Raw genomic sequence first — 556 nt, forward strand, 5'->3', positions numbered from 1 at the left:
CGGACGCCGCCGCCGATGACGATTTCGCCCAGGTCGCGGACGCGGACGGGGCGTCCGTCATCAACATTGACAACGATTTCGGCAAGGTCATCGACCGACCGGGCCAGTCCGACGCCGCGCACGGTGTACTGCTCCGCGCCAATTTCGAGGAATTGCGCGCCTTCCGTCTTGTTGCCGCGCTCCAGCGCGCCAATCACGTCGCCAATCTGGATATCATAGGCGAGCAATGCATCCGGATCGAGGCGGACCTGGTATTGCTTTTCGAAGCCGCCAAGCGAGAGCACTTCGGTGACGCCCGGAACGGTCTGCAGCTGATACTTGATGATCCAGTCCTGGATCTCGCGCATTTCGACGAGATCCCGCGTCCCGCTGGTGTCATCCAGTCTGAAGTAGAGAATGATGCCCAGGCCCGTCGATATGGGTCCCATTTGTGGGTCACCAAACCCGTCCGGAATGTTGCCGCGCGCCTCAGCGAGACGTTCACCGACGACCTGGCGGGCAAAATAGACGTCCGTCCCATCTTCGAAATAGATGTTGACCACGGACAGGCCGAAAT

General features: G+C 60.4%; 1 protein-coding gene. It reads right to left on the minus strand.

Going from position 1 to position 556, the window contains the following annotated elements:
* Window positions 1-556: efflux RND transporter permease subunit (locus HOC_RS20740; RefSeq protein ID WP_035542778.1), on the minus strand; the 556-nt coding region annotated here is incomplete at both ends.

Source organism: Hyphomonas oceanitis SCH89, assembly GCF_000685295.1.
GTDB classification, from domain to species: domain Bacteria; phylum Pseudomonadota; class Alphaproteobacteria; order Caulobacterales; family Hyphomonadaceae; genus Hyphomonas; species Hyphomonas oceanitis.